We start from the raw sequence: 16,956 nt of genomic DNA, 5'->3' as shown, positions 1-16,956 counted from the left end.
CTGCGGCGCAGGCGTTGGCAAATTAACGTCAGCGCGCCTGAGCTCCCTAAAACAGCGCCTTCAGCTCCGGTAGTTTGTCATTGACCAGCCAGCCGTAATAATTCTCCTCCGGCAGCTTCACCGGCTCGCCGGCGGCGCTGCGCTTCTCGTTCTCCGCCTTCAGCGCATAGGCGCGCTGCTCGGGATTGCCGACATTGTAGAGCGTGGCGGTCAGGCCCGGATTGCTCGAAATGTCGAAGCCGGCGATGCTCTTGTAGGCGTCGATCGATTTCCGGATCGTCGCGGCGACGTAGGGCAGCGTCAGGTCGGGATCCATGATGGTCTTGTAGACCGCATTGGGATCGCCGACGTCGAGCTTGGGCAGGCCGGAAACCTTGTGCACGAGATCGCTCATCTGGAGCGCGGTCAGCGGATTGAGCTGGCCGAGACCAAAGGTCTGGCCGGCATAGTAGGGCTGGAAGAAAGTGGCGCCGAAACGGTCGTTGGGGAAATCCTCGCCGCCGACGGTCTTGCCGCGGAACGAACGGTTCCACACCTGCTCGCGGCATTCCCACAAATCGTAACTGTCGGACATTCCGGCGCATTTCCTGAATTCCGGCCGCTGCACGAAATCCGTGATGTCCTCGCCGTCATAGGCGAAGGACAGCTTGCTGGAGAGATAGGAGATCGCCTTGACGTAGTAGGTCTGCAGCCGGTCGTAGGCGTCGACATTGTAGGTGTGCTCGCCGACGATGGCGCCGACAATGTGCATTGGATCGATGCCGTAGACGCTTGCCGTCTTCTTGATCTTGCCGCGCAGGTCGGCGTCGTTCTGCAGCAGCGCGTAGACCTTGCGGTACTTCGCCTGGAAAGTGGTGTTGGTGGCCTGCGTGCGCCGGCTCGAGGCTCCCGGAATGCTGGGCTGCTCGGCATTGCGGTTTCCCGGCGGCACCAGGGTTGCCGCGTCGGCGCCGAACAGCGTTGCCGCCAGCGTCAAGCCGAGAATGACTGGGATGAGTTTTTTCATGCGCCCCGCCGCCTAGAGAATTGCCGCGCAAACTAGGTAAAGCTCCTGGTCGAGTCGAGAGCGGCCCTGCGCTCGGCAGAACGAAAGGTGGCCGAATGATACCATCCGGCCACACATGATCCATTCGCCCGACAGGCGCCGGAACGATCCGGCGCGCGCCTGCTCAAAGAATGAAGCGCGACAGATCGGTGTTCCTCGACAAGTCGCCGACATGTTTCTCCACATAGGCGGCGTCGATGGTCACCGCAGTGCCGTTGCGGTCCGGCGCGTCGTAGGAGATCTCGTCCAGCACGCGCTCCATCACCGTCTGCAAACGCCTCGCGCCGATGTTCTCGACGCTGGCGTTGAGGTCGACGGCGATGCCGGCCAGCGAATCGATGGCGTCGTCGGTGAAGGTCAGGTCGACGCCTTCGGTCTTCATCAGCGCGATATACTGCTTGATGAGGCTCGCTTCCGTCTCGGTCAGGATACGAACGAAGTCCTCCTTTTCCAGGGCGCGCAATTCGACCCGGATCGGCAGGCGGCCCTGCAGCTCTGGTAAAAGGTCGGACGGCTTCGAGACGTGGAACGCACCCGATGCGATGAACAGGATGTGATCGGTCTTCAACGGCCCATATTTGGTCGCCACCGTGGTGCCTTCGACCAGCGGCAGCAAGTCGCGCTGCACGCCTTCGCGCGAAGGGCCGCCGGAGATGTCCGACCGGGCCGCAATCTTGTCGATCTCGTCGAGGAAGACGATGCCGTCATTTTCCGCGGCGTCCAGCGCCCGGCGAACCACCTCGTCCTGGTCGAGCAGCTTGTCGGACTCGTCGTTGACCAGCAGGTCGTAGGATTCCTTCACCGTCGTCTTGCGCAATTTGGTCTTCTTGCCGCCCATTGCCTTGGACAGCATGTCGTTGATATTGAGCACGCCGATATTGGCGCCCGGCATGCCGGGAATCTCGAAGCCGGGCATGCCGCCATTGCCGGTGTCGGCCACTTCGATCTCGATCTCCTTGTCGTCGAGTTCGCCCTCGCGCAGCTTCTTGCGGAAAGAATCGCGCGTCGCAGGGCTGGCAGTCTTGCCGACCAGCGCCTCCAGCACGCGTTCCTCGGCGTTGACATGGGCGCGCGCCTTGACGTCCTCACGCATCTTCTCGCGCACCAGGCCGATGGCGACCTCGACGAGGTCGCGCACGATCTGCTCGACATCGCGGCCGACATAGCCGACCTCGGTGAATTTGGTCGCCTCGACCTTGACGAAGGGCGCACCGGCCAGCCGCGCCAGGCGGCGCGAGATCTCGGTCTTGCCGACGCCGGTCGGCCCGATCATGAGAATGTTCTTCGGCATCACCTCTTCGCGCATCTGGCCTTCCAGCTGCTGGCGGCGCCAGCGGTTGCGCAAGGCGATGGCCACGGCACGCTTGGCGTCTTTCTGGCCAATGATGAAGCGGTCGAGTTCCGAAACGATTTCGCGGGGAGAAAATGTGCTCATATCACTAAATTCCACTTTGCCACTGCTTGATGGCCTCGAACGGATGCAGCAGCATGATCACGTTGAGTGTCAGATTGTCCCGGATAAGGTAGCCCGTACCCAGTTCGAAAAGGATGGCGAGGCTGACGATCACCCATATAGGTAGCCTTCGCGCCATCACAAATCCCAGCACCATGGCCAGCGTGTCCGACACCGAATTGATGATGCTGTCGCCGTAATAGTCGAGCGAGATGGTGCCGGCGCGGTAGCGCTCTATGATGAACGGGCTGTTCTCGATCAGCTCCCAGCCGCCTTCTATGAAGACGGCGAAAGCCAGCCGCAAGCCGACCGGCGAACGCGGAAACAGGAACCTGGCCAGCGCATAGAACAGGAAGCCGTGGATGATGTGCGAGAACGTGTACCAGTCCGATATATGCTGGGAATTCTCGGAACTGTTCACCACGCCGTGCCAGAGCTTGACATAGCCGCAGGTGCAGATCGGCGGATGCCCCATGCCATAGAGGGCTCCAGCCTGGAAGATGACCAGGGCGAGCACGAGCAGAAGCCCCATCCGCCAGCTGTCTTCATAGGCCGAGAGCGTTCTGTCCTCGCCAACTGCGTTCATCCGTCAGTTCCCCGCTTCCGTGTCGCCCGCTTGCGTCTCGTGCGCATCGATTGCCATCAGCACGACATCACCATATCTGGATTGCCGGCGATCAATTGCGCGGAATCCCGCCTTTTCATAGGCGCGGATGGCGCGGCCATTGGATGGGTCGGGATCGATGATGACGCGCGGCACGCCTTCCTCGAACAACTGCCCGACGAACTGGCGCACCATCGCCGAGCCATGGCCGATGCCGACCAGTTCCGGCCGGCCGATCGACAGGTCGATGCCGAGCGTCCCGAACGGCTGGTCGGCATAAGGGTGGTCTTCTTCCAGGTGTGGATCGTAGCTTTGCAGGTAAGCGATCGGCGTGCCGTCGAGTTCCACGATCAGCGGCTCGACGGAAATCGAATCGATATGATCGCGAATCTCGGCGATTTCCGTCTCTGGATCGTCCCACCACTGAGCGACATGCGGTTCGGCGAGCCAGCCGGCGATCATCGGCAGGTCCTTCTGGGTCACCGGCCGAAAATCGTAGCTATGTTCGTGTCTTTCCATGATCTTCTCCGAAGCCGGCCTCCATTTTTCGCTTGCGCGGTCTTTCGGATCGGGATCATGGACGCCGGCCTGGTTCAGGCGGCATCGAGTGTTTCGACGACGAAATTGTTGTTGGTGTAGACGCAGATGTCGGAGGCGATCTGCATCGCCTTGCGCGCGATCTCCTCGGCATCCTTGTCGCTGTCCATCAAGGCGCGGGCCGCAGCCAGCGCATAGTTGCCGCCTGAACCGATGGCCATGACGCCATGCTCGGGTTCGAGCACGTCGCCGGTGCCGGTCAGCGCCAGCGAGACCGACTTGTCGGCCACCAGCATCATCGCTTCCAGCCGGCGCAGATAGCGGTCGGTGCGCCAGTCCTTGGCGAGTTCGACGCAGGCGCGCGTCAACTGGTCGGGATATTGTTCGAGCTTGGCTTCGAGCCGCTCCAGAAGCGTGAAGGCGTCCGCCGTGGCACCGGCGAAACCGGCGATCACGTTTCCGCCCTTGCCGATGCGGCGCACCTTTCTCGCGTTGCCCTTCATGATGGTCTGGCCAAGGCTGACCTGGCCGTCGCCGGCGATCACCACCTTGTTGCCCTTGCGCACCGTCACGATGGTCGTGGCGTGCATGGTCAGTTCATTGGACATTTGCTGCTCCGATTCGCGCCATCCCTCAAAAGGCGATTGGCGCGGTACGAGTGACTTTGATCGGCCCATATGTATGCATGGGGGCGGTGATTGCAAACGCTCGATACCGGCCTGGATCGCAACTGGCAATCGCCGGATCATGCTGCTAGAAGGCTTTCGTTTTCAAGCAGGCGAACGCCTGAAGCGCTTAAACTCACGGACAAGGACAAGGCCATGTCGCCCCGTTCCGCCGAAATCAGCCGCAAGACCAAGGAAACCGACATTGCCGTGTCGGTCCATGTCGACGGCTCCGGCAAATCGGACATCGTGACCGGCGTCGGCTTCTTCGATCATATGCTCGACCAGCTTTCGCGCCATTCGCTGATCGACATGACCGTTCGGGCCAAGGGCGACCTGCACATAGACGACCACCACACGGTCGAGGACACCGGCATCGCGCTCGGCCAGGCGCTGGCCAAGGCGCTGGGCGAGCGGCGCGGCATCATGCGCTATGCCTCGATCGATCTTGCCATGGACGAGACGCTGACGCGCGCGGCAATCGATGTCTCCGGCCGTCCCTTCCTGGTGTGGAACGTTTCGTTTTCCTCGCCCAAGATCGGCACCTTCGACACCGAACTCGTGCGCGAGTTCTTCCAGGCGCTGGCACAGAACGCCGGCATCACGCTGCATGTCACCAATCACTATGGCGCCAACAACCACCACATTGCCGAAACCTGCTTCAAGGCGGTGGCGCGTGCGCTGCGGACAGCACTGGAGCGCGATCCGCGCCAGCCGGACGCGGTTCCCTCCACCAAGGGATCGTTGAAGGGATAGGTCATGGCCAGCTATGTGGTGATGGAACCGCCGGGCCCTGGCGAAAAGGCAGATGCGACGGCGCTTGTCCGCGACGGCTTCACCTGGCTCGGCCTGCTGGTGCCGCCGCTGTGGTTCGCCTGGCATCGGCTGTGGATCGAAGCGGCACTCACCTTCATTGTCATGGCGGTGCTTTCGATGCTTGGCGAAAGGCTCGGTCTCGGGTTGGCTGGTTCGCTGCTGTCCCTGCTTGTCTCGCTCTATGTCGGCTTGGAAGGGCAGGCGCTGCGCATCGCGGCGCTCCGCCGCCGCGGCTGGCGTGAATGGGGGGTGGTCGAAGCCGGTTGGCTCGACGATGCCGATGCGCGCTTTGCCCTGGAGGCCGAGCGGCATGCGGACGGAGCCGAGCCTGTGCCGCGCATGGTGCCGGACGCCGCCCTGGCGCGCCCGGCGCAGCCGGGCATGGCGCTGGGGCTGACCCACATTCCGGGAAGACGCTGACATGCGCGTTGCGATCATCGATTACGGCTCGGGCAATTTGCGCTCGGCCACCAAGGCCTTCGAGCGCGCGGCGCGCGAGGCGGGCATCGCCGCCGGCATTGATCTGACGGCCGACGCCGAGCGGGTGCGCACGGCCGACCGCATCGTGCTGCCCGGCGTCGGCGCCTATGCCGATTGCGCCGCCGGACTGCGTGCCGTCCCCGGCATGTGGGAAGCTGTCGAGGAAGTCGCCATCGCCAAGGGGCGTCCATTCCTCGGCATCTGCGTCGGCATGCAGCTGATGTCCCAGCGGGGCCTCGAAAAGACGATCACCGATGGCTTTGGCTGGATATCAGGTGACGTGAAGGAGATCACGCCGGCCGATCCGGCACTCAAAATCCCGCAGATCGGCTGGAACACGATCGAGCTGATGCGCAAGCATCCGCTGTTCTCCGGCATTCCCACCGGGCCAACCGGTCTGCACGCCTATTTCGTCCATTCCTATCATCTCGATGCGCGCAAGCCCGACGAGGTGCTGGCGGTCGCCGACTATGGCGGCCCGGTAACGGCGACCGTCGCCCGCGACAATCTCGTCGGCACGCAGTTCCACCCAGAGAAGAGCCAGGCGCTCGGCCTGGCTCTGATAACTAACTTCCTCAAGTGGAAGCCCTAAACTCCAATGTCATCTGCCCATTTTCCGGTTTGGCTACTCGCTGATAGCGAGGTCGGTGGACTTCAAATCTGCCCGCGACACCTATGTTTGGTAGCAGGCGGCTAAAGAGACGAGTTGCCTTGAACCGAGTTCCCTTATGTTCCTGTTCTTCCCAAACTTCATACAAACGACGGGGGTCTACATCAAACCGTGCTGCGATGTTGCGGGTCTTCCATTCGCAAGCACGCAGCACCCAGGCTTTGATTGCTTCCGTTTCATCCAAATTGGCAACAGCCATCACTCTTCTCCTTGGGAGGAAAAACGAAGTGCCGGCCAAAGAAGGAATGTTGACGCAGAATCTGCGATGTGCAATCTGCACACCTGTAGGGACAATCCTATCGCCTTCGGCACTTCAAGTGGTGAAGGCTCAAAAAGCCGGGCCGCTAACCCGGCTTTTTGATGTGGCGAATCGACTCTTAAGGACGACTCCTAAAAGAGTCCAGCGCGCAACCATATCCTCAGTTCCAGTTTTGTTCTTTTTGGGGATAAGTGCAAGAAAATGATCCTGTTTCCGGCAATCGACCTCAAGGATGGCCAGTGCGTGCGCCTTAAGCACGGCGACATGGCGACCGCGACCATCTACAACGACGACCCGGCCGCCCAGGCAAAGGCATTTGAAGAACAGGGCTTCGAATGGCTGCATGTCGTCGACCTTAACGGCGCGTTTCGGGGTCAGAGCGTCAACAGCGCCGCGGTCGGCGCCGTCCTCAAGGCGACCAAGAACCCGGTGCAGCTCGGCGGCGGCATCCGCACGCTCGAGCAGATCGAGGACTGGCTCGACCGAGGGCTGGCCCGCGTCATCCTCGGCACAGTTGCGGTGCGCGATCCCGACCTGGTCAGGCAGGCCTGCAAGGCCTTTCCGGGCAAGGTCGCCGTCGGCATCGACGCCAAGGGCGGCAAGGTGGCGGTCGAAGGCTGGGCCGAGGCGTCGAGCCTCGGCGTCGTCGAACTGGCCAGGAAATTCGAGGGCGCCGGCGTCGCCGCCATCATCTACACCGACATCGACCGCGATGGCGTGCTGACCGGCATCAACTGGGATGCCACGATCAGCCTCGCCGACGCCGTGTCGATCCCGGTCATCGCCTCTGGAGGCCTCGCCTCGATCGCCGACATCGTGCGCATGACCATGCCCGACGCGCAAAAGCTCGAAGGCGCGATCTCCGGCCGCGCCCTTTACGACGGCCGCATCGATCCGGCCGAAGCATTGGCGATCCTGAAAGGCGCGCCCCCGGTGGAGATGCGATCTTGAAAGTCTCGATCATCCTGGCCTCCTATGACAGCGGCCATTATCATGGCGGCATGGGGCAGGGGCCGGACGCGCTGATTGCGGGCGGACTGGTCGAAGCCCTGACCATGGCCGGCCACGATGTCGCGGTCGAGGATATCGGCAGGGTCGGCGAGATTCAGGAACGCGAGATCGCCACCGGCTTCGCCGTCTGCAACGCCGTCTCTGGCGAGGTCCGCATCGCCCGCGACAGGGGACGCTTTCCCATCGTGCTCGCCGGAAACTGCCTGACATCAGCCGGCGCCGTCGCCGGCGAGGGCGCGGACGCGATCATCTGGGCCGACCAGCATGGCGACCTCAACACGCCCGAGACATCCACATATGGCTTTCTCGACGGCATGGCGCTGGCCACCGTGCTTGGCCTGTGCTGGCGCCCGATGGCGGCGGCAATTCCCGGCTTCCAGCCGATCGATCCGTCGCGCTGCGTGCTCGTCAACGCTCGCGATCTCGACCCGGACGAGAAACAGCTTCTGGAGGCATTGCCGGTGATCCGCACGGAATGTCCGGGAGCGGCAGCGGCAACCGAAAAACTCAAGGCCGCCGGCGCTAAACGCGTGCACTTGCATCTCGATCTCGACGTGCACGACCCTGAGGCGCTGCAGGCCAACCGCTATGTAGCGCCGGGCGGGCCGAACCCGGAACAATTGCGCGACGCGACCTGCGCTATGGCGCTTGCGGTGCCGATCGTCGGCATCACCGTTTCCGCCTACGATCCGGCTTTCGATGCGCAGGCCGATGTGCCGCCGCTGGTCGGGCAGCTGCTCAACGATCTCATAGCCACGATAGAAGGCCGCTGATGCTGAAAGCCCGCGTCATCCCCTGTCTCGACGTCAAGGGCGGCCGCGTCGTCAAGGGCGTCAACTTCGTCGATCTCGTCGATGCCGGCGACCCGGTCGAGGCCGCCAAGGCCTATGACGCGGCCGGCGCCGACGAGCTTTGCTTCCTCGACATCACCGCGTCATCGGACAATCGCGAGACCATCTTCGATGTCGTCGCCCGCACGGCCGAGCAATGCTTCATGCCGCTCACCGTCGGCGGCGGCGTACGCCAGGTCGCCGATATCAGGAAATTGCTCCTGGCCGGCGCCGACAAGGTGTCGATCAACACGGCGGCGGTCAAGAACCCGGATTTCGTCGCCGAGGCCGCCGACAAGTTCGGCAACCAGTGCATCGTTGTCGCCATCGACGCCAAGAAAGTGTCGGGCGCCGGCGAGGCCGACCGCTGGGAGATCTTCACCCACGGCGGACGGGAAAAAACCGGCATGGATGCGATCGAATTCGCCCGGAAAATGGTCGATCGCGGTGCCGGCGAGATCCTGTTGACCTCGATGGACCGCGACGGCACCAAGGCCGGTTACGACATCGCGCTGACCCGCGCGGTATCGGACGCGGTGCGCGCCCCGGTGATCGCTTCGGGCGGTGTCGGCACGCTCGACCATATGGTCGAAGGCATTCGCGACGGTCATGCAGGTGCCGTGCTGGCGGCCTCCATCTTCCATTTCGGTACCTATACGATCGCCGAGGCCAAGGCCCATATGGCGCAAGCCGGCCTGCCGATGCGGCTGGACTCCTCGGGCGATCGGCCCTAGAGGCTTGCGGCTAAGAAACAGGGCCAAGGCGCCATGACTGAGTTTTCACTCTCCGACCTGGAGACAATCATCAGCGAACGCGCCCATTCCGGCGATCCGGACTCGTGGACCGCCAAGCTTTACGCGCGCGGCATCGAGAAGGCGGCGCAGAAGCTCGGCGAAGAGGCGGTCGAGACGGTGATTGCCGCCATCAAGGGCGACAAACAGGCGCTCGTTTCGGAAAGTGCCGATCTTATATATCATTGGCTCGTCGTTCTCGGCATTTCGGGTGTGCCGTTGGACGACGTGCTTAGGGAGCTCGAAAGCCGCACCGGGCGTTCGGGTATCGCCGAGAAGGCGTCACGGTCCAAGCGCTGACCGCGAGGAGGGCAGGAATCTCGATGGATCAGCTCGCACCGACCGAGAAATATTCCCCTTTTCGTTTCTTCTCGGCCGAGCAATGGTCGCAATTCCGCGCCGACACGCCGCTGACGCTGAGCGAGGATGAATTCCGCCGCCTGCGGTCGCTGAACGATCCAATCGATCTCGAAGAGGTCAAGCGCATCTATCTGTCGCTGTCGCGGCTTCTGTCGGCGCATGTCGAGGCCAGCCAACTGCTGTTCCGGCAGCGCCAGGCTTTCTTCAACGCCTCGGACGTGGTCAAGACGCCCTTCATCATCGGCATCGCCGGTTCGGTCGCGGTCGGCAAATCGACCACGGCGCGCGTGCTGAAGGAGCTGCTCGCGCGCTGGCCGTCCAGCCCCAAGGTCGATCTCATCACCACCGACGGTTTCCTGTTGCCCAACGAGGTGCTGCGCCGCGAAAACCTGATGGAGCGCAAGGGCTTTCCCGACAGCTACGACGTCGGCGCGCTGCTGCGCTTCCTCTCGGGCATCAAGTCGGCGCTGCCGGATATCCGCGCGCCGGTCTATTCGCACCTCACCTATGACGTCATCCCCGGCGAGTTCGTCACCATCGACCGGCCCGACATCCTGATCTTCGAGGGCATCAATGTGCTGCAGCCGGGCAAGCTGCCGCAGGACGGCAAGATCGTGCCTTTCCTGTCCGACTTCTTCGACTTCGCCATCTACATCGATGCCGACGAGAAGCTGATCCACGAATGGTACATTTCCCGCTTCATGCGGCTGCGCGAGACCGCTTTCCGCAATCCGGAATCGTTCTTCCATCGCTATTCGCAACTGTCGGAGGATTCGGCACGGGCGATTGCCGAAGGCCTGTGGACCAACATCAACCTGAAGAACCTGCGCGAAAACATCCTGCCGACACGCGCCCGCGCCGACTTGATCCTACGCAAAGGCGCCGACCACCTCGTCGAGGAAGTGGCGCTGCGCAAGCTTTAGCTGGCGCGCCGCAACAGGCGCTTTAGAACGCTCTTAACCGCTGGCTTGCTACATGTCTGGCTCGATTGCTGCTTTGGTGGTGAGGACCGCTGAAATGGACGCGCCATTCACTGCTTCCGACGAACCGGTCGGCTTGCAATCCGTCAGGGCCGCACACGCCGTTCGGCTCGGCTGGCCGGTGGCCGCGACGCTGCTGATTGCCACTTATGCGGTCATTGTTTCGTTCCTCGTCATACCTAGCAATGTCGACGTGTCCTGGCTGCTGGTGATCGGCGAACGTGTGCTCGACGGCGCGCGCCTTTCGGTCGACATCATCGAGGTCAATCCGGCCTTTTCCGTCTGGCTCTATTTGCCTTTCGTGCTGCTTGGGCGGCTAACCGGGCTTTCGGCGGAACTCTGGGTGAGCATCGGCGTGACCGCGCTGGCGATCGCATCAGTTTGGTTTTCGGCTCGCATCGCGGCGCGGGCGAACGAAACGCTGAAACGGCATCTCTGGACCGTGCCGGCCTCGGTATTTTTCGTGCTGTTCCTGTTTCCCGACCATTTCGGTGAGCGCGAACAGATAGCCATCATCGCCTTGCTGCCGTGGCTGGCCCTGTTTCGCGCACGCGACAGAACTGTCGATTTCAGCGCCGGCAGCGTGGCCGAGCGGATCATTGCCGGTGTCGGAGCCGGTGTCTTCGTCATGATCAAACCGCCTTACAGCGTGCTCCCCCTGGCGGTGCCGGCCGTGGTCATCGCGCTGCAACGGCGCTCACTGCATCCGCTGCTGACAGCCGAGAACCTGATCGGCGCTGCTCTTACCGTCGCCTATTTGGCTACACTGGCTGTCTTCATGCAGCCTTTCTTCACGGACGTCATGCCCTTGCTGCGCCAGGTCTATCTGCCGATGCGCATGCCGGTGGTTGACGTGCTGATGCTGTGGCAAGTCACGATGTTTGTGGCCATGGCGGTCGCCACGCTGGCCATGGCCTCTCCCGGCCGGCCCGATCGCGACGCCGGGACTATGCTTTTGGCCGGGGCGGCCTACGTTCCGGCTTTTGTTATCATGGGCAAGGGCTGGACCTATCAGGCAGTGCCCTTCCTAACGCTCGGCATTCTGGCTTTGATGCTACAATATGTCAGGCTGAAACCATTGCGAAGCCTGCCGCTAACGGTCAAGGCCGGTGCGGCGCTCGGCCTATTTTCGATCGTGCTTTTAACGGCGTTGCAGCATGGCACGGCCTTCACCCAGTCGCGCCGCGATTTGGATGCCGCGACAGCGGCGATCCTGCGCGCGGTCGATCACCCGACCATAATGTCGATCGCGTCGTGCCTGCAGGCAACCAACCCGCTCACTCGCATGACAGGCGCCCGTTTCGTGGCACGGCAGCAGTCCGGCTGGATGTTCGATGACGCGGGCATATTGATCAGGCTGAAGCGCGATGCCGCGATACGGCAGGATTTGGCCGCCCTCAGAGAAAGATATGCACTTTCAATCGCAGGCGAACTCACTGCGAAGCGCCCGGATATCGTTGTCGACGACGGAACGGCCGGCCCGCACACGCCGGTCTTGCTGGACCTGACGGACCAGCCTCCGATGCCATCGCTGCACGACAATCCGGCGATCGCCAGAGTGTTGTCCGACTATCGCCTGCTGCATCAGAATCGATCTGTGACCGTCCTCATCCGCGCCGATATAGCCACGCGCGATTAGGGCAAGCCGCGGCTTTACAGCATGCCGCTGCCCGACACGCCCGAACCAAGGATATCGCGCTCGCGGCGCCTTATGTCGGCGAGCATCCATGCCGACAAGCACAGCGGCACTAGTACGCCGATGCCCAGCCCTGCATTGTTTATCAGATGGGCAACGGTCGGGTACAGCCAGACCAGCGCCAGAAGAATCCGCGGCATGGTGCTGCGCGTCGCGAACAGATAAGCGACGGCAACCGCCAGGCCGATCGTGTCATAGCTGTAGCCGTAAGGCGTCGCCAACGTCGCCAGCACGGCGGTGAGCACGACCCGCTCGCGATGTTCGACCTGCCGTCGGGGCAGCCAGATCCAGATGGCGGCGGAGATGGCTGCGATCGTCGCGACGGCCTGCATTGCGTAAGCCGTCGCGAGTCCCGAACCGCATGAGCGCGCCAGGAAGAACATCGTCGCTGCGTTGGACTGGTAGGGCTGGGGATAGGGCGCCTCCAGGATCGCTGTCATCAGCGGACGGGTTTCGGTCCAGAACAGCCGCCAGACATCGAAGCCGAACCAGGCGCCGGTTACCGCGAACAGCGCGGCCGATGACACGGCGGCTGCGGCAATGGCGCGCCAGTTGCCGCTCGCCAGCAGACAGAACGGGACCAGTATGCCGAGATGCGGCTTGACGGTGAGCAGACCGAACAAAAACCCGGCCAGGATCGGCTGTTTCGGCGCCGCGACCAGCCCACTGATGAGCAAGGCGGTTGTCAGCGCACCGTTTTGGCCGAAGATTGCGTTGATGAAGACGGCCGGACACACAAGGATGGCCAACTCGGCAGCCGCCCCCAGCCTCAATGGCCGCACCGCTAGCCACAGGCAAAGGATCGTGGCGAACGTCCAGGCGAGATAGGCCGGTAAGATGGGCAGCAAGGCGAGCGGCGTGCCGAATACCAGGATGCTTGGTGGATAACTCCATTCCTGGTTGGGAAGATCGGGCGAGAACATCCGCCGCAGGGCCGCGCGATAGCTATCGACATCGAACAGGAATGCCACATGACCGTCGAGCGCCATGCGGCCGCCGGCCCACAGATTGGTAAAGTCCCAATAGGGCAGTCTATCGCTAAGCTCGGAAAAGCCGTGCGCGTCGAACGTCCACAAGGCAAGATGGTAGCGCAGCCCGATCAGGATTCCGGTGCACACCACAAGCGCGGCGAAACGCAGATCGGATCGGCTGGGGGCAGTCTCATTGGCCGGTGCCATTGCGATCATTTCTGCGGACCCACGATCTTGCCGGCCTTGATAGCGCCCGGGCGTTAAGATCGGCTTATGCTTGGCTCTCCGGCCTTCGTCACCCGCCGCAGCGTCAGATTGATCCTGCCGCCATTTTTCAGCAGCGCCGAGGTCGAGGGATAGATGCGGTCGACGCCGTGGAAGCAGAGGCGTCCTTCGCCGCCGAGCACGACGACGTCGCCGCTCTTCAGCCGGAACGACCGGGTCGCCCCCTCGCGCGTCGTCTGGCCGACCCTGAACAGGCAGTCGTCGCCCAGCGAGACCGAGACGACGGGTGCTGAGAAATCCTCCTCGTCGCGGTCCTGATGCAGGCCCATCTTCGCATCCGGCGCGTAGAAATTGACCAGGCATGCCTGCGGCGGATGCGGGTAGGCCGAGACCTCTCGCCACAACCGCATCAGCAGATCCGGGATCGGCGGCCACGGCGTCCCTGTCACGGGGTGCGTCGGCTGGTAGCGATAGCCGCGTTCCTTGTCGGTGACCCAGCCGAGCGGGCCGCAATTGGTCATGCGCACGCTCATTTCCTTGCCGGTGCGCGGCATGGCCGGCACGAATAGCGGCGCCTGCTGGACGATGCCTCTCACATCCTCCACCAGCGCCTCCTGCACGTCGCGGGACAGATAGGCCGGCATGTGGCGGACGCCCTTGGGCAGAACGAGCATGAGGTCGGTCGCTAGCTCCGTTTCGTCGGTTCGAGCATGCCATCTGAAAATGAAAACGGCGACCCGAAAGCCGCCGTTCCCGAAAAATTCGCGTCTCCCTTGATCAGGTGAGGTCTGGAATGCGCAGGACCTGCCCCGGATAGATCTTGTCGGGATGGGTCAGCATCGGCTTGTTGGCCTCGAAGATGACCGTGTTCTTGGCGCCCTTGCCCTTGCCATAGCTTTTCTCGGCGATCTTCCAGAGATTGTCGCCCTTCTGGACGGTGTAGAAGGTCGGTTCCTTGGCCGCGGCCGCCGCCGAACCGGAGGCCGGCGCGACCTGCAACTCGTCCGCCTGCACCTTGGAGACGCCTAGCGTGTTGCCGACGGCGATGACCGCCTTTTCGAAAACCGACTGGTCCTTGACCACGCCCTTCAGCACCGCCGTGTCGCCCTGGACGACGACCTGCACGCCGTCGGTACCGAGCTTGTGCGAATCGAGTTCTTTCTTGAGCGTATCGGCGCTGGGTGCCGCTTCCTCGTCACCGCCTATGCCGAGCTTTTTGCCGACGCTCTTGACGAAATCGAACATACCCATCTCCAGGTCTCCTTGCTGTGGCAATGAGTAAACCTTGCATCTGCAAAGCGAAATTGAAAGCGGGTTCACGCGCGCGATTGGTGTGTTGCTTAATCGTTCTCTACCCGGCCGCGCAGTTTCTTGATGGTGCCGCGTCCGGCCTTGCTCTTCAGCCGCCGTTCGACCGCGCCTTTCGACGGTCTCGTCTTCTTGCGCGGCGGCGGTGGCGGCTCGGCCGCCTTGGCGACCAGCGCCGTCAGCCGCGCCCGTGCATCCGCCCGGTTCTGCTCCTGCGTGCGGAAGCGTCCGGCTTCGATGACGATGACGCCGTCCTTGGTGGCGCGCTGGCCGGCAAGCCTGATCGTGCGTTCGCGCACGCGCTCCGACAGGCCGGGTGCGTTGCGTGCATCGAAGCGCAGCTGCACCGCCGTCGCCACCTTGTTGACGTTCTGCCCGCCGGGGCCGGAGGAGCGGATGAAATCCTCGTGCAGATCACCCGGATGGATCACGGCATCGTCGGCAATGATGATTGTGTCGTCGCTCGTCATGCCGCAGTCATGGCGCGGCGCACGAAAAAAGAAAAGGCCCGATCGGGACCGGGCCTTGCGAGGATGGCTGAGCCTGGCGGGCGATTATTCCGCCGCTTCCTGCATGTGCGGCGCCGCGCCGAGGACGGAGGCGTCGACATGGCTTTCGAACTTCTCGAAATTGATGGCGAACATGCCGACCAGCCTTGCCGCTTGTCGGTCATAAGCGGATTTGTCGGCCCAGGTTGATCGCGGGTCGAGGATGGCGGCGTCGACGCCCGGCACCGCCACCGGCACCTCGAAACCGAAATTGGCGTCGGTACGGAAACCGGTCGTCTTCAGAGAGCCGTCGAGTGCCGCGGCAAGCAGCGCGCGCGTCGCCTTGATCGGCATCCGCCTGCCTGTGCCGTAGGCGCCGCCAGTCCAGCCGGTGTTGACCAGCCAGCAATCGGCACCGTGCTGCGCGATCAGCTCGCGCAGCAGATTGCCATATTCCGAGGGATGGCGCGGCATGAACGGCGCGCCGAAACAGGTCGAGAACGTCGCTTCGGGCTCGGTCACGCCCTTCTCCGTTCCGGCCACCTTGGCCGTGTAGCCGGACAGGAAATGATACATCGCCTGCGCCGGGGTCAGTCGTGCGATCGGCGGCATCACGCCGAAAGCGTCGGCGGTCAGCATGATGATGTTCCGGGGATGGCCGGCGCGCCCCGTCTTGCTGGCATTGGGTATGAAGTCGAGCGGATAGGCGCAGCGCGTGTTCTCGGTGAGCCGGCCGTCGTCGAAATCCGGCACGCCATGGGCGTCGAGAACGACGTTCTCCAGCACCGTGCCGAAGCGCTGCGTGGTGGCGAAGATCTCAGGCTCCGCTTCCGCCGACAGCTTGATGGTCTTGGCATAGCAGCCGCCTTCGAAATTGAAGATGCCGTGCGGCCCCCAGCCGTGCTCGTCGTCGCCGATCAGCGTGCGCGACGGATCGGCCGACAGCGTCGTCTTGCCGGTGCCCGACAGGCCGAAGAAAATCGCGGCGTCGCCGCCAGGGCCCTCATTGGCCGAGCAGTGCATCGGCATCACGCCCTTGGCCGGCAGCAGGTAGTTCAGCATCGTGAACACCGATTTCTTCATCTCGCCGGCATAGGAGGTGCCGCCGATCAGCACGATCTTGCGGGTGAGGTCGACGGCGATCACGGTTTCGGTGCGGGTGCCGTGGCGGGCGGGGTCGGCGCGGAAGGAGGGCAGGTCGATGATCGTCATCTCGGGCACGAAATGGTCGAGCTCCGCGGCTTTCGGACGGATCAGCAGGTTGCGGATGAACAGCGAATGCCAGGCAAACTCGGTGATGACCCTGGTGGGCAGCTTCAGCTCATGGTCTGCGCCGCCCACCAGGTCCTGCACGTAAAGATCCTTGTCCGCGGCATGCGCCCGGAACTCTTCGAGCAGCGTCTCGAACTGGTCCGGCGAGATCGCCTTGTTGTTGTCCCACCAGATGTCATTCTCGGTGGCGCCGTCGCGGACGACGAACTTGTCCTTGGGCGAACGGCCGGTGTGCTGACCTGTTTCGGCGACCAGCGCGCCGTGCGCGGTCAGCCGCGCTTCGCCGCGCCTGATCGATTCCTCGTAGAGGGCGGCCGCCCCGAAATTGTAGCGCACCAGGCCAGAGGTTCTGAGACCGATACGATCGATCGCGCAGGCAGGATTGCGTTTGCCGACTTCCGACATAGGTGACCCTTCTCCGATTTGCCGCATCTTTGCCGGCGCCTTTCCGGCACGCCCACTACGCGAGCTTAGATGGTCAGAACCAGAAAAGCC

20 protein-coding genes are annotated in these 16,956 nt (G+C 63.0%); 9 read left to right on the top strand and 11 right to left on the bottom strand.

Annotated features, from left to right (window positions below):
- Window positions 1-46: 46 nt before the first annotated feature.
- From FJ426_RS25045 to hslV, 5 genes are all read right to left on the bottom strand, one after another.
- Window positions 47-1,006: a DUF1402 family protein gene (locus FJ426_RS25045; protein ID WP_140561754.1), complete on the bottom strand. Its 960-nt coding sequence runs from the start codon at window positions 1,004-1,006 to the stop codon at window positions 47-49.
- Window positions 1,007-1,169: 163 nt separating this feature from the next.
- Window positions 1,170-2,480 carry an ATP-dependent protease ATPase subunit HslU gene (gene hslU / locus FJ426_RS25040; protein WP_140517738.1) on the bottom strand — a complete coding sequence of 437 codons (1,311 nt, stop codon included), beginning with the start codon at window positions 2,478-2,480 and terminating at the stop codon, window positions 1,170-1,172.
- Between the two features lie 4 nt (window positions 2,481-2,484).
- Window positions 2,485-3,084 carry a DUF2585 domain-containing protein gene (locus tag FJ426_RS25035; RefSeq protein ID WP_140491219.1) on the bottom strand — a complete coding sequence of 200 codons (600 nt, stop codon included), beginning with the start codon at window positions 3,082-3,084 and terminating at the stop codon, window positions 2,485-2,487.
- Window positions 3,085-3,087: 3 nt separating this feature from the next.
- A complete protein-coding gene (locus tag FJ426_RS25030; protein ID WP_140825553.1) occupies window positions 3,088-3,621 on the bottom strand; it encodes a GNAT family N-acetyltransferase in 534 nt (177 codons plus the stop codon).
- A 74-nt stretch (window positions 3,622-3,695) separates the two neighbouring features.
- Window positions 3,696-4,247, bottom strand: coding sequence for an ATP-dependent protease subunit HslV (hslV, locus tag FJ426_RS25025; RefSeq protein ID WP_140524119.1), 552 nt, complete (start codon window positions 4,245-4,247; stop codon window positions 3,696-3,698).
- A gap of 213 nt (window positions 4,248-4,460) precedes the next feature.
- Between hslV and hisB the strand changes: the two genes are divergently transcribed.
- Genes hisB through hisH form a run of 3 tightly spaced genes read left to right on the top strand, consistent with a single transcriptional unit; the run spans window position 4,461 to window position 6,192 of the window.
- On the top strand, window positions 4,461-5,060 hold the full coding sequence (gene hisB, locus FJ426_RS25020) for an imidazoleglycerol-phosphate dehydratase HisB (protein WP_140524117.1): 600 nt from the start codon (window positions 4,461-4,463) through the stop codon (window positions 5,058-5,060).
- A 3-nt stretch (window positions 5,061-5,063) separates the two neighbouring features.
- Window positions 5,064-5,540, top strand: coding sequence for a DUF2628 domain-containing protein (locus FJ426_RS25015; protein ID WP_140524116.1), 477 nt, complete (start codon window positions 5,064-5,066; stop codon window positions 5,538-5,540).
- A 1-nt stretch (window position 5,541) separates the two neighbouring features.
- A complete protein-coding gene (hisH, locus tag FJ426_RS25010; protein ID WP_140561757.1) occupies window positions 5,542-6,192 on the top strand; it encodes an imidazole glycerol phosphate synthase subunit HisH in 651 nt (216 codons plus the stop codon).
- Here the strand turns inward: hisH and FJ426_RS25005 are convergent.
- The gene (locus tag FJ426_RS25005; protein ID WP_140561760.1) at window positions 6,176-6,469 is read right to left on the bottom strand and encodes a hypothetical protein; all 294 of its coding nucleotides are present in this window, start codon (window positions 6,467-6,469) and stop codon (window positions 6,176-6,178) included. The two genes, hisH and FJ426_RS25005, sit on opposite strands and share 17 nt — an antisense overlap.
- Before the next feature lie 261 nt (window positions 6,470-6,730).
- Here FJ426_RS25005 and hisA point away from each other — a divergent pair, with 261 nt between their 5' ends.
- From hisA to FJ426_RS24975, 6 genes are all read left to right on the top strand, one after another.
- Window positions 6,731-7,480 (top strand): 1-(5-phosphoribosyl)-5-[(5-phosphoribosylamino)methylideneamino]imidazole-4-carboxamide isomerase, encoded by a 750-nt coding sequence (gene hisA, locus FJ426_RS25000; RefSeq protein ID WP_140561762.1) that lies wholly within the window; start codon window positions 6,731-6,733, stop codon window positions 7,478-7,480.
- On the top strand, window positions 7,477-8,313 hold the full coding sequence (locus tag FJ426_RS24995; protein ID WP_140561765.1) for an arginase family protein: 837 nt from the start codon (window positions 7,477-7,479) through the stop codon (window positions 8,311-8,313). Before hisA ends, FJ426_RS24995 begins: the two co-directional genes overlap by 4 nt.
- Window positions 8,310-9,104, top strand: coding sequence for an imidazole glycerol phosphate synthase subunit HisF (gene hisF, locus FJ426_RS24990; protein ID WP_181168538.1), 795 nt, complete (start codon window positions 8,310-8,312; stop codon window positions 9,102-9,104). Before FJ426_RS24995 ends, hisF begins: the two co-directional genes overlap by 4 nt.
- A gap of 33 nt (window positions 9,105-9,137) precedes the next feature.
- Entirely contained in the window at window positions 9,138-9,461 is a 324-nt protein-coding gene (locus tag FJ426_RS24985) for a phosphoribosyl-ATP diphosphatase (protein ID WP_140524106.1), read from the top strand.
- A gap of 23 nt (window positions 9,462-9,484) precedes the next feature.
- A complete protein-coding gene (gene coaA, locus FJ426_RS24980; protein ID WP_140491197.1) occupies window positions 9,485-10,444 on the top strand; it encodes a type I pantothenate kinase in 960 nt (319 codons plus the stop codon).
- Window positions 10,445-10,538: 94 nt separating this feature from the next.
- Window positions 10,539-12,140, top strand: coding sequence for a hypothetical protein (locus FJ426_RS24975; protein ID WP_140561769.1), 1,602 nt, complete (start codon window positions 10,539-10,541; stop codon window positions 12,138-12,140).
- A 14-nt stretch (window positions 12,141-12,154) separates the two neighbouring features.
- On the opposite strand, the gene FJ426_RS24970 is transcribed toward FJ426_RS24975, so the two are convergent.
- The 5 genes from FJ426_RS24970 to FJ426_RS24950 all read right to left on the bottom strand — a co-directional run bounded on the left by FJ426_RS24970 (window position 12,155) and on the right by FJ426_RS24950 (window position 16,866).
- Window positions 12,155-13,375: a glycosyltransferase family 87 protein gene (locus FJ426_RS24970; protein WP_140561771.1), complete on the bottom strand. Its 1,221-nt coding sequence runs from the start codon at window positions 13,373-13,375 to the stop codon at window positions 12,155-12,157.
- A gap of 53 nt (window positions 13,376-13,428) precedes the next feature.
- Window positions 13,429-14,067: an alpha-ketoglutarate-dependent dioxygenase AlkB gene (locus FJ426_RS24965; protein ID WP_140561774.1), complete on the bottom strand. Its 639-nt coding sequence runs from the start codon at window positions 14,065-14,067 to the stop codon at window positions 13,429-13,431.
- A 103-nt stretch (window positions 14,068-14,170) separates the two neighbouring features.
- Window positions 14,171-14,644: a peptidoglycan-binding protein LysM gene (gene lysM, locus FJ426_RS24960; RefSeq protein ID WP_140491191.1), complete on the bottom strand. Its 474-nt coding sequence runs from the start codon at window positions 14,642-14,644 to the stop codon at window positions 14,171-14,173.
- An 89-nt stretch (window positions 14,645-14,733) separates the two neighbouring features.
- Window positions 14,734-15,171 (bottom strand): alternative ribosome rescue aminoacyl-tRNA hydrolase ArfB, encoded by a 438-nt coding sequence (gene arfB, locus FJ426_RS24955; protein ID WP_140491189.1) that lies wholly within the window; start codon window positions 15,169-15,171, stop codon window positions 14,734-14,736.
- 84 nt (window positions 15,172-15,255) lie between these two features.
- Entirely contained in the window at window positions 15,256-16,866 is a 1,611-nt protein-coding gene (locus FJ426_RS24950) for a phosphoenolpyruvate carboxykinase (protein WP_140561776.1), read from the bottom strand.
- Window positions 16,867-16,956: the final 90 nt, after the last annotated feature.

It is taken from the genome of Mesorhizobium sp. B2-6-4 (assembly GCF_006441495.1).
Lineage (GTDB): Bacteria > Pseudomonadota > Alphaproteobacteria > Rhizobiales > Rhizobiaceae > Mesorhizobium.
The sequence above is the reverse complement of the archived record's forward strand: the minus strand, read 5'-3'. Positions and strand labels throughout refer to the sequence as shown.

Bases quoted from the DNA above. Each gene is read 5' to 3' on its own strand.
- FJ426_RS25045 (WP_140561754.1), bottom strand. From the start codon at position 1,006: ATGAAAAAACTCATCCCAGTCATTCTCGGCTTGACGCTGGCGGCAACG.
- hslU (WP_140517738.1), bottom strand. From the start codon at position 2,480: ATGAGCACATTTTCTCCCCGCGAAATCGTTTCGGAACTCGACCGCTTC.
- FJ426_RS25035 (WP_140491219.1), bottom strand. From the start codon at position 3,084: ATGAACGCAGTTGGCGAGGACAGAACGCTCTCGGCCTATGAAGACAGC.
- FJ426_RS25030 (WP_140825553.1), bottom strand. From the start codon at position 3,621: ATGGAAAGACACGAACATAGCTACGATTTTCGGCCGGTGACCCAGAAG.
- hslV (WP_140524119.1), bottom strand. From the start codon at position 4,247: ATGTCCAATGAACTGACCATGCACGCCACGACCATCGTGACGGTGCGC.
- hisB (WP_140524117.1), top strand. From the start codon at position 4,461: ATGTCGCCCCGTTCCGCCGAAATCAGCCGCAAGACCAAGGAAACCGAC.
- FJ426_RS25015 (WP_140524116.1), top strand. From the start codon at position 5,064: ATGGCCAGCTATGTGGTGATGGAACCGCCGGGCCCTGGCGAAAAGGCA.
- hisH (WP_140561757.1), top strand. From the start codon at position 5,542: ATGCGCGTTGCGATCATCGATTACGGCTCGGGCAATTTGCGCTCGGCC.
- FJ426_RS25005 (WP_140561760.1), bottom strand. From the start codon at position 6,469: ATGGCTGTTGCCAATTTGGATGAAACGGAAGCAATCAAAGCCTGGGTG.
- hisA (WP_140561762.1), top strand. From the start codon at position 6,731: ATGATCCTGTTTCCGGCAATCGACCTCAAGGATGGCCAGTGCGTGCGC.
- FJ426_RS24985 (WP_140524106.1), top strand. From the start codon at position 9,138: ATGACTGAGTTTTCACTCTCCGACCTGGAGACAATCATCAGCGAACGC.
- coaA (WP_140491197.1), top strand. From the start codon at position 9,485: ATGGATCAGCTCGCACCGACCGAGAAATATTCCCCTTTTCGTTTCTTC.
- FJ426_RS24975 (WP_140561769.1), top strand. From the start codon at position 10,539: ATGGACGCGCCATTCACTGCTTCCGACGAACCGGTCGGCTTGCAATCC.
- FJ426_RS24970 (WP_140561771.1), bottom strand. From the start codon at position 13,375: ATGGCACCGGCCAATGAGACTGCCCCCAGCCGATCCGATCTGCGTTTC.
- FJ426_RS24965 (WP_140561774.1), bottom strand. From the start codon at position 14,067: ATGCTCGTTCTGCCCAAGGGCGTCCGCCACATGCCGGCCTATCTGTCC.
- lysM (WP_140491191.1), bottom strand. From the start codon at position 14,644: ATGGGTATGTTCGATTTCGTCAAGAGCGTCGGCAAAAAGCTCGGCATA.
- arfB (WP_140491189.1), bottom strand. From the start codon at position 15,171: ATGACGAGCGACGACACAATCATCATTGCCGACGATGCCGTGATCCAT.
- FJ426_RS24950 (WP_140561776.1), bottom strand. From the start codon at position 16,866: ATGTCGGAAGTCGGCAAACGCAATCCTGCCTGCGCGATCGATCGTATC.